Origin of the sequence: Streptomyces sporangiiformans, from assembly GCF_005768555.2 — a bacterium.
Lineage (GTDB): Bacteria > Actinomycetota > Actinomycetes > Streptomycetales > Streptomycetaceae > Streptomyces > Streptomyces sporangiiformans.
The window spans coordinates 23,847-34,213 of record NZ_VCHX02000332.1 but is presented as its reverse complement, the minus strand read 5'-3'; the positions used below and the strand labels follow the sequence as shown (position 1 = coordinate 34,213).

Here is a 10,367-nt window from a genome sequence, read left to right as displayed (position 1 = left end):
GGCGGGTCGGCGGGTCGGCGGGTCGGCGGGTCGGCGGGTCGGCGGGTCGGCGGGTCGGCGGGTCGGCGGGTCGGCGGGTCGGCTACGCAGGCGGGCAGGCGGGCAGGCGGGGGCAGCGGTCATCAGGGGCCTCGGGAGGGGCGGCGGCCGGGAGCCCGTTGATCCGACGTTGATCGAACGTTTTTCGCTGCCCGGCACCATCTCCGCCATGCACATCGAAAGCATCGCCGCGCCCGACCTCTCCTGGCAGGAGCAGGCGCTGTGCGCGCAGACCGGGGCCGACTTCTTCTTTCCCGAACCGGGCAGCTCGGTGCGCGAGGCGAAGCGCATCTGCGGCCTGTGCGAGATGCGCTCCGCATGCCTCGAATACGCGCTCACGCATGACGAGCGGTTCGGGGTCTGGGGCGGACTGTCCGAGAAGGAGCGGCTCAGCCTCCGCCAGACGCAGCGGCAGTGACCGCCGCCCGCCCCTGACCCACGCGCCGCCCTGTCAATCGTACGCAACCGTGAACTGCCCCGTCCCGGCCGGGACGTGCACGTCGTGCCCCGCCACCGGCAGCTGCCGCCCTCCGGCGGACGCCGCCCGTACGCGGCCGAACCGGCAGGGATACATGAACCGCACCCCCTGCGGCGCCTCAGTGATGTCGACCGTCACCGTCCGCCCGCCCGGATCGTGCGTGAGCCGGTACCCGAACGGCTCCCCGAAGAGCGTCGGCGCCGCGTCCACCGCGACGGGGTCGCCCTCCGTCATCCAGTGCGGGCGTACACCCGGTGCGATGTACACATGCGGATCACGGTCCTCGTCGGCCTCGAAGAAGAGGATGTCGCGGATCAGCAGCAGATACTCGGCGGCCGCCCAGCCGTGCGGGATGTCGCCCATGTACCAGCGCGGGTAGGGGACTTCGGCGAAGTCCGAGGCGACCGGGAACGCGTGCTGCTCGTTCCAGGCACCCAGCGCGGCCACCCGGCCCGCCGTCTGCGGGAAGCCCGCGCCGACCGTCCAGCCCAGCAGCGCGTCCATCCGGGCGGGATCGCCCGCCAGCAAGTACGCGTGCGCCAACTGCAGGGTCAGATAAGGTCCGTACGCGTTCCAGGCCGCTTCGTGCCGGTAGCCCCCGGTCACGAAGTGCGCGTACATCGTGTCGAGTGTGAAGCGTGCCGCCCGGTCGACGTCCTCGCCGAGTTTGCTGCCCATGTGCAGACGCAGCGGGTGGAAGTACGCGGCCGTGCCGATCATCGTCGAGTCGAGTCGTCCGACGTCGGCGGGCCCTGTCGGGATGTACGTCTCCCAGGCGCCGCGGGCGCGCTGCTCGCCCAGCACCCAGCGGATCGAGTCGGCGGTGGCCCGCTTCAGGTCGTCGAAGGCGGCCCAGAGTTCGGGCACTTCGGGGGCGCCGACGCGTTCCGCGAGACGGGCCGCCTCGTACAGTCCGGCGACGCCCCAGAGGTCGTCCCAGTAGTGCGGCTTGTCGCGCTCGCCGAGGTGTTCGGCGCTCCAGCCGCTGTGCAGCAGACCGTGTCCGTCACGGTTGTCGCGCAGCCAGCGGGCGGCGTCGCGCACGTAGGGGACGTACAACTTCGCACCGAACGACGCCCCTCGACCGCTGGTGCGGTCGTAGCGGCCGATCGCCCACAGCGCCTGACCGTTGCTGTCCCACTCGCGGTCGTCCTTCTCGTGCGGGCCGCCGTAGAAGCCGTACTCGGCGCATGGCCCTATGCGGCCCGTGCCCCGGTTGAACTTCAGCGGGTAGTGCGTGCCCAGCTGGTGCTCGGCCAGGGCGGAATCACCGACCAGGGAACAGGCCGTGGCCTCCACCGACGAGTCGCGGATCCAGAACGAGTCGTAGACGGTCGGGCCCGGATGGATCTCGCCGTGGTCGGAGAGGATCAGCAACTGCGAGCGCGCCTGCCGGAAGAGATCCGTCAGATGTCCGACGGGTCGGGGCAGTTGAGGCTGGACTCCCTGCCCAAGCAGCTTCGTCGTCCAGAAGTCGCGGTTGGCGGACTCCAGTTCGTCGACGGGAGTCGCTTTCACTTCGGCCAGATCGGCGGAGCCGCTGTAGAGGTCGACCGGCAGCCGTACGTCGATCTCGAAGACCTCGTCCTGCGCGACCCGGAACGGCCAGGCGAACACCGCACTGCACAGGCCGGCCACCTGGTCCTGCGCCTCCAGAGCCCCGTTGAGCTTCCCACCTGTCACCAGGTCGTGGAACGCGCTGTGCGTCAGGTACGAGTCCGGGTCGAAGGAGAAGTCCGCATTGCCGTACACGCCGTACTGCTCGGGCGGGGTGTCGAAGACGGGGCCCCAGCCGGAGTTGGTCTCCACGCGCTGTTCGTCCGGCAGATGGCGCAGGAACGTCAGGCGACGGTCGGTGATCTGGCGTCCGTTGCGGTCGTGCCGCTGGAACCCGCTGGGTCCCGCCGGCATGACCGCCGCACACAGCAGCCCCTCGCGCGGCTGCCCCGTCAGGCTCCTCACCGTCACCCGTGTGACGGCCAGGTCCCGCTGCCGCGCGCCGACGGCCGTGGCGAAGGTGCGCTGCACGAACTCGACGCCTTCCGCTGTACGGAACGTCGTCAGGACCACCGGCAGATGCGGCGCCTCCATACGCTGCTCGACGCTTCCGCCGTCCGGCAGTTGGGGCAGTCGCAGTACGCCGGTCGCCGGATCGTGGAGGAAGAATGACAGACAGTACTTGTCGTAGACGGGCTCGACCTCGCCCGCCTGACCGACTAAGGACTCCTGGCGGTGGTCCTTGACACCGACCATGTGCCAGTAGCGGTACAGGGCGTTTGAGGCGAATGCCGCCTCCTTGGATTCGTACGTGAAGGCGTCGAAGTCGTCGCTCCAGCGCCGAAAGGCCTGCTGCGCCCACCAGGGGACGGGATACGGCACCCGCGCCCGCCCCGCCCAGCCGCGCCACATGACCTCGTAGAACATCCACTCATGGGTCTGGGCCATGATGTTCACCCCCTGCGAGCACCGTTGCACCACGACGCCGAGTCGTAAATCGGTACGACGGTCCCGGCTCAGGGTTCGCATTTCGGCTGCGGGCCGCCCGTGGCTGGTCGCGCAGTTCCCCGCGCCCCTAAAAACGGGCGCGCGCCCCCAACCGTCCCGCAGTCGGCCACCGGCGGGAGGGGTCGTGTGCCGGTGCGTCATCGCCCGTCGCGTAGGGCTCGTCTCAGGGAACCCGCACGCTGTACCAACACCGGGCCGTATGCCCCCGCGGCGACGGGCGGACGCACCGGCACACGACCCCGGCCCACCCACGACACCGCCCACCCGCCAACAGCGGAGCGCTCACGCTCCGGCAGCTCGCGCCGCCATCCGTGCCTTGCGCGCGGCAAGCTTCTCGTCGAACTTCAGGGCTTCCGCGTCGAGCCCGCCCATGAACATGCCGAGCTCCTCCTGGGCCTGGAGGCCTTCCGCGCCCAGTCCGTCCATCTCCAGGACCTTGAGGTGGCGCAGGACCGGCTGGAGTACGTCGTCGTGGTGGATGCGCATGTTGTAGACCTCGCCGATCGCCATCTGCGCGGCGGCGCGCTCGAAGCCGGGCATGCCGTGGCCCGGCATCCGGAAGTTGACGACGACGTCCCGGACGGCCTGCATCGTGAGGTCGGGGGCGAGCTCGAACGCGGCCTTCAGCAGATTCCGGTAGAAGACCATGTGCAGGTTCTCGTCGGTCGCGATGCGCGCCAGCATCCGGTCGCAGATCGGGTCACCGGACTGGTGCCCGGTGTTGCGGTGCGAGATGCGGGTCGCCAGCTCCTGGAAGGCCACGTACGCGACGGAGTGCAGCATCGAGTGGCGGTTGTCCGACTCGAAGCCCTCGCTCATGTGCGCCATGCGGAAGGCTTCCAGCTTGTCGGGGTCGACCGCGCGTGAGGCGAGCAGATAGTCGCGCATCACGATGCCGTGCCGTCCCTCCTCCGCCGTCCACCGGTGCACCCAGGTGCCCCAGGCGCCGTCGCGCCCGAAGAGCGAGGCGATCTCGTGGTGGTAGCTGGGCAGGTTGTCCTCGGTGAGGAGATTGACGACCAGCGCGATCCGGCCGATCTCGGTGACCTTGGACTGCTCCTTCTCCCAGGCCTCGCCGTCCTCGAAGAGCCCGGGGAAGTTACGGGCGTCGGACCAGGGCACGTACTCGTGCGGCATCCAGTCCTTGGCGACCTTCAGATGGCGGTTGAGTTCCGTCTCGACTACTTCTTCCAGTGCGTACAGCAACCGTGCGTCGGTCCAGACGGCGGACGGGCTGCCGAGGTGCGGGGAAGTGATCGTCACGGATGCTCCATGGGGACGTACGAGCGAAGGACAGAACCTACGGCATCGTAGGCTACGAGACCGTAGGTTACGACACCGTAGGTTAAGCGCGCGATAAGGATCCCTGGCCTGCGCGGTCTTCACCCGGAAGCCGGGCCAACTCATCCACAGGACAGACTCGCAGGTCCCAGGCCGAATGGACGCCCTCCGTCAGCGGTTCAGGCGTACAGCTCCCGCAGCCGGACCGAGAGGCACGTCACACAGCCCTCGAGCTTCTCGAACTCGCTGATGTCCACGAGGACGGGTTCGTGGCCGAGGTCGGCGAACAGCTCGGCGGTCTTGGGTGCGCTGGCCGCCATCAGCAGTTTGCCGCCGCCCAGATGGACGACATGCGAGCCGGACTCCTCCGGTACCGACAGGAAGCGCGGGAACAGCGACGGCGTGTCCACGAGTGGCTCGTGCCCGACGACCGTGCCGTCGGGCAGTGCGGTGACCGCCGACTTCAGGTGCAGCACCTTGCTCACCGGTACGGCGACGACGCGGGCGCCGAGCGGTTCGAAGGCGGCCCGCAGCTGCTGCACGCCGGCGGCGTTGGTGCGACCGCCGCGCCCCACGTACACGGTGTCGCCGATCTTCAGGACATCGCCGCCCTCCAGGGTCCCCGGCTCCCACACCCAGTTCACCGAGCAGCCGAGCCGGGCCACGGCCTCCTCCACCCCGGTGGTCTCGCCGCGCCGCGACGGGGCGCCCGGGCGTGCGATCAGCGCCACGTTGCGGAAGACGACCACCGTGTCCTCCACGAACACCGAGTCCGGGCAGTCGTCGGCCGCTTCCACCTCGACGGTCTCCCAGCCGTGCGCGCGCAGCGCCTCGGCGTACGCCTCCCACTGCCGCATCGCGAGCTCGGCGTCGACCGGCTGCCGCTCGATGTGCGTGACGAGGCCATCGGCCAGGCGGGGGCCGGGCCGGCGGATGAGGGCCTTCTGGCTGGGCACGTGCGGGTCTCCGTATCGCCGGGGGACGGCAGAGGGCGTAGGCGCTCATCATGCAGCGCGCGCCCCATCTGACAACAGCCCCCCTCATCGGCCCCGAGGCGTCGGGCCTCGGGGCCGGGAGCCGACGGCATCCCTCGACGTCAGGCGCCGATGGCGGTGACCGCCCGCCGCAGATGTTCCGCCGTGAACGACCTCTCCGCGGCGAGCAGCCGGCTCGGCGTCCCCTCGAAGACCACCTGCCCGCCGTCCTTGCCCCCGTCGGGCCCGAGGTCGATGACCCAGTCGGCGTGCGCCACGACGTCCAGATTGTGCTCGACCACCAGGACGGTGTTGCCCGCGTCGACCAGCCGGTCGAGGAGGGCGAGCAGTCCGTCGACGTCCGACATGTGCAGACCGGTCGTCGGTTCGTCGAGTACGTACACCGCCCCGGTCCGGTGCAGCCGGGTCGCGAGCTTGATGCGCTGTCGTTCCCCGCCGGAGAGCGTCGACAGGGGCTGGCCGAGCGTCAGATAGGTGAGCCCTACATCCCGCAGGGCGCACAGGCGGCGGCGCACGCCCTTGTCCGTGAAGAACTCCAGTGCCTGATCGGCCGTCATCTGCAGTACGTCGACGATGGAGTTGCCGCCCACGGTCAGGCGCAGTACCTCTTCCTTGAAGCGCCGGCCGTCGCAGTCGGGGCAGGTCGTCGTCACCGGATCCATGAACGCGAGGTCGGTGTAGCTGACGCCGCGCCCCTGGCAAGCTACGCACGCGCCTTCGGAGTTGAAGCTGAACAGCCCCGGCTCGGCGCCCGTCTCGCGCGCGAAGATCCTTCGTACGGTGTCCATGATGCCGACGTACGTCGCCGGCGTGGACCGTGCCGAGATGCCGATGGACGACTGGTCGACGACGACCGCGTCGGGGTGGGTGGCCGTGAACGCCTCCGAGACGAGCGTGCTCTTGCCGGAGCCCGCGACACCGGTCACCACGGTCAGTACACCGGTGGGGAACTCCACCGTGACGTCCCGCAGGTTGTGCTGGTCCGCGCCCTTCACCCACAGCCCGCCGGTGGCCTTGCGGGGCCGGGGCTTGAGCTCGGTGCGGCGGCGCAGACAGCGGCCCGTGAGGGTGTCGGCCGTGGCCAGCTCGCCCGGCGTCCCCTCGAACACCACCCGCCCGCCGTCGGCGCCCGCCCGCGGCCCCATGTCGACGACGTGGTCGGCGAGGGCGATGACGTCCGGGTCGTGCTCGACCACCAGCACGGTGTTGCCCTTGTCACGCAGCCGCAGCAGGAGGTCGCCGAGCCGCCCCACGTCCCTGGGGTGCAGCCCCACACTCGGCTCGTCGAAGATGTACGTCATCCCGGTCAGGCTCGAACCGAGGTGCCGCACCATCTTCAGACGCTGCCCCTCGCCGCCGGACAGCGTCGAGGTCTCCCGGTCGAGGCTGAGGTAGCCGAGTCCGATGGCCTCGATCCGCTCCAGCGACGCCACGGCCGCGCCCGCGATCGGTCCGGCGACGGGGTCGTCGATGTCCTTCAGCACGGTGATCAGGTCAGTGACCTGCATCCGGGTGCAGTCGGCGATGGACAGGTCCCCGATGCGGGTGGCGAGCGCCGCCGCGTTGAGTCGCGCCCCGCGGCAGACGGGGCAGGGGCCCTCCCGCAGGAAGCCCTGCACCTGGTCACGGGTCTTCTGGCTGAGAGCGGACAGGTCCCGCTTGAGGTACAGCCGCTCGAAACGGTCGGCGAGCCCCTCGTAGTCGGTACTCCAGGTGCCGCCGGATCCGCTGACGGTCACCTTGCTCCCGGGGCGCCCGCGCAGCAGGAACTCCCGCTCCGCGGCGGTGAATCGGCCCACCGGCTTGTGGGTGTCCAGTTCGGTCGTGTTCGTGTATGCCTGCCCCTGCCAGGTCCCCGCGGCGAACGGCGGGAAGCGGACCGCGCCGTCCGCCAGTGACCGGTCCGGGTCAAGGATGCGGTCCCAGTCGGGCCGGACCGTGCGGCCGAGGCCGTCGCACTCGGGGCACATGCCCGACGGGTCGTTGAACGAGTACGCGGTGGCCGGGCCCGCGCTCGGCGTGCCGTGCCGTGAGAACAACACCCGGATCACGGAGTAGACGTCCGTCATCGTGCCCACCGTCGACCGGGAGTGGCCGCCGACCGGCCGCTGGTCGACGACGATCGCGGGCGAGAGATCCTCGATGGCCTCCGCGTGCGGCCGCTCGTACTTCGGCAGCCGGTTGCGGACGAACCAGGTGAAGGTCTCGTTCAGCTGGCGCTGCGACTCGACCGCGATCGTGTCGAACACGACCGACGACTTCCCCGACCCCGACACCCCGGTGAAGACCGTGAGCCGGTCTTTCGGGATGCGCAGGGTGACGTCCTGGAGGTTGTTCTCACGGGCTCGAGTGAGGGTGATGAATGCGGGCATGCATCCGACGCTAGGTGGGATACCCGACAGCTTCTGGCGTGATTTCCTTGAGTTCTCCTTCCATCAGCAGCCAGCGCGTGATCCCGATCGACTCCAGGAACGGCACGTCGTGGCTGGCCACGATCAGCGCGCCCTCGTACGACTCCAGAGCCGTGGTGAGCTGCCGCACGCTCGCCATGTCGAGGTTGTTCGTCGGCTCGTCGAGCATCAGCAGCTGCGGTGCGGGCTCGGCCAGCATCAGCGCGGCCAGGGCCGCCCGGAAACGTTCGCCGCCGGAGAGCGTCGCCGCCCGCTGGTCCGCCCGCGCCCCCTTGAACAGGAAGCGGGCGAGACGGGCCCGGATCCGGTTGTTGGTGGCGCCGGGAGCGAAGCGGGCCACGTTCTCGGCGACGGTCAGCTCGTCGTCGAGCACGTCGAGCCGCTGCGGCAGAAAACGCAGGGGGACATGCGCCCACGCCTCGCCGCAGACCGCGTCGAGCTCCCCGGCGATCGTGCGCAGGAGCGTGGTCTTGCCCGCCCCGTTGCGGCCGATCAGCGCGATCCGTTCGGGTCCGCGCAGCTCGAACGAGCCGGTCACGCGCGCTCCGTACGCCAACTCCAGTCCCTGGAGCGTGAGTACGGTGCGACCGGGCGGCACGGACGTGTACGGCAGGTCGACGCGGATCTCGTCGTCGTCCCGCACGGCGTCGACCGCCTCGTCGAGACGCTCCTTGGCCTCGGCGAGCTTCTCCTCGTGCATGATGCGGTGCTTGCCGGCGGACTCCTGGGCGGTGCGCTTGCGCACCTTCATCACGGCCCGGGGCTCGCGCTTGTTCTCGTACATCTTGTTGCCGTAGCGCACCCGTTTGGCCAACTTCGTGTGGGCTTCGACGAGTTCGCGTTTCTGCTTCTTCAGATCGGCCTCGGCGACACGCACCATGCGTTCCGCCGCCTCCTGCTCGGCGTCAAGGGCCTCCTCGTACGCCGAGAAGTTGCCGCCGTACCACGTCACCTCGCCGGCGCGCAGATCGGCGATCTGGTCGACCCGTTCGAGGAGTTCACGGTCGTGGCTGACCACGACCATCACTCCCGACCAGGCCTCGACGGCGGAGTAGAGCCGCCGACGGGCGTACACATCGAGGTTGTTGGTGGGTTCGTCCAGCAGGAGGACATCGGGGCGGCGCAGCAGCAGTGCGGCCAGGCGCAGCAGGACCGACTCGCCGCCCGAGAGCTCGCCGATGGTGCGATCCAACTCGATGTGGCCGAGCCCGAGTTCGCCGAGTGTCGCGAGGGCGCGCTCCTCGACGTCCCAGTCGTCGCCGACGACGTCGAAGTGCTCCTCGGACACGTCACCCGCCTCGATGGCGTGCAGGGCCGCCCGCTTGGCGGCGATGTCGAGCGCCTCATCGACGCGCAGTCCGGTGTCGAGGGCGACGTTCTGCGGGAGGTGACCGACCTCGCCCGCCACCCGGACGGTGCCGTCGGCCGGCGTGAGCTCACCGGCGATCAGCTTCAACAGGGTTGATTTCCCTGACCCGTTGACGCCGACGAGTCCGGTTCTGCCGGGGCCGAAGGTCACCTGCAGATCGTCGAAGACGGACGTGCCGTCCGGCCAGGCGAAGTTCAGGGAGGTGCAGGTGATGGAGGTGGGAAAGGTAGACATGGGGCCTCGCGGTTGCTTGATGCGGTCAGGGCAACGCGTATCGAGACACCGGGGCGCCGGCAGCGGCGACGGCGGAGGGAACGGGCGGGGTCCTGGGGGCTTGGGCTCGAAAGGGCCTGAAGAAGAGGCGAGGCCCGAGGAGTTGCCCTGCTCCGGAGAACGGCTCGTATGCCGAGGTCGCACGCGGCGCACACACGCAGCGGTGTGTGACGCGGTGTCTCAGGACCTCAGACGAGCAACGTCCTTCTCCAATCGACGGCAACAGGACCGCTGTACACCGTAGGAGGGGGCCTGGTCGCTGTCAACGAATTAACGTGAGCAGCGACCTCGACCACGCGAAAGAGGCTGCCGGACCGGTTCGCGCACATCCCGAGAGGCTCGCGATCCCCGCCGCAGCCCCGTGACAGCCCCGAAGCACCTCCGAAGCCCGTCCAGCCCCTGCGAACGCCCCTCCGAAAGCCAATGGTGCGATCAGGTCAGCAGGTACCCCGTAGCAGTTCGTCGAGCCCGTGATCCAGATCGTGGTGCTGATGTTCCAGACCGATGGGCACCAGCTCCGTCGTGCTCTCCAGGAAGCGCCGGAGATCGCCCGCGAGGACGTGCACCACGGCGGTGCCCTCGGGGGCGTGGAACTCAAGGACGATGCGGTCGAATCCGTACGGCCGCACCCGTACGTCGCCCTGGCCCACCGGCTCCTCCAGGCCCGAGGAGAGCAGTTCACGGGCGAAGGTCCAGCACACGTCCACTCCTTCGAGCGTGGACGGGGCGGGGAAGGCCATGCGGACGGCGAACGGTTCGCGGGGGTCGTAGTGGAGCGTTGCGGGAATGCTCGGCATCCGCGGCGCGGCGGCGACGAGACGGGCCTCTACGGGCTGCTCGATGACGGTGGACAACGCCTTGCTCCCTTGTGACGGCTGGACGAACGGTGGACGTATGAGGCTGGGCACTTGAAGAGACGACAGAACCAGCGTTTGCGTGCTCCTGGAGGCACACGGAGTTCGAGTGACCTCTGTCACCGCCTTCAATCACGCGAGTGAAGGTCGTTGTCGTCCGGG

Annotated in this window: 7 protein-coding genes; 1 reads left to right on the top strand and 6 read right to left on the bottom strand. The window is 69.5% G+C overall.

Translation table 11 applies throughout. The features are described 5' to 3' along the window. The first annotated feature begins 208 nt into the window (after positions 1-208). Entirely contained in the window at positions 209-457 is a 249-nt protein-coding gene (locus FGD71_RS42030) for a WhiB family transcriptional regulator (RefSeq protein WP_171060024.1), read from the top strand. 33 nt (positions 458-490) lie between these two features. On the opposite strand, the gene FGD71_RS42025 is transcribed toward FGD71_RS42030, so the two are convergent. From FGD71_RS42025 to ssgD, 6 genes are all read right to left on the bottom strand, one after another. Further along, complete coding sequence (locus FGD71_RS42025) at positions 491-2,962, bottom strand: glucosidase family protein (protein WP_119105852.1); 2,472 nt, start codon at positions 2,960-2,962, stop codon at positions 491-493. Between the two features lie 342 nt (positions 2,963-3,304). Beyond that, positions 3,305-4,285 (bottom strand): acyl-ACP desaturase, encoded by a 981-nt coding sequence (locus tag FGD71_RS42020; RefSeq protein ID WP_119105847.1) that lies wholly within the window; start codon positions 4,283-4,285, stop codon positions 3,305-3,307. Positions 4,286-4,482: 197 nt separating this feature from the next. Next, entirely contained in the window at positions 4,483-5,259 is a 777-nt protein-coding gene (gene ddaH / locus FGD71_RS42015) for a dimethylargininase (protein WP_119105846.1), read from the bottom strand. A gap of 140 nt (positions 5,260-5,399) precedes the next feature. Next, complete coding sequence (locus tag FGD71_RS42010; RefSeq protein WP_119105845.1) at positions 5,400-7,670, bottom strand: ATP-binding cassette domain-containing protein; 2,271 nt, start codon at positions 7,668-7,670, stop codon at positions 5,400-5,402. Positions 7,671-7,680: 10 nt separating this feature from the next. Beyond that, a complete protein-coding gene (locus FGD71_RS42005) occupies positions 7,681-9,312 on the bottom strand; it encodes an ABC-F family ATP-binding cassette domain-containing protein (protein ID WP_119105844.1) in 1,632 nt (543 codons plus the stop codon). Between the two features lie 476 nt (positions 9,313-9,788). Further along, positions 9,789-10,205, bottom strand: coding sequence for a spore wall synthesis regulator SsgD (gene ssgD, locus FGD71_RS41995; RefSeq protein WP_119105842.1), 417 nt, complete (start codon positions 10,203-10,205; stop codon positions 9,789-9,791). Positions 10,206-10,367: the final 162 nt, after the last annotated feature.

Bases quoted from the DNA above. Each gene is read 5' to 3' on its own strand.
- FGD71_RS42030 (WP_171060024.1), top strand. From the start codon at position 209: ATGCACATCGAAAGCATCGCCGCGCCCGACCTCTCCTGGCAGGAGCAG.
- FGD71_RS42025 (WP_119105852.1), bottom strand. From the start codon at position 2,962: ATGGCCCAGACCCATGAGTGGATGTTCTACGAGGTCATGTGGCGCGGC.
- FGD71_RS42010 (WP_119105845.1), bottom strand. From the start codon at position 7,670: ATGCCCGCATTCATCACCCTCACTCGAGCCCGTGAGAACAACCTCCAG.
- FGD71_RS42005 (WP_119105844.1), bottom strand. From the start codon at position 9,312: ATGTCTACCTTTCCCACCTCCATCACCTGCACCTCCCTGAACTTCGCC.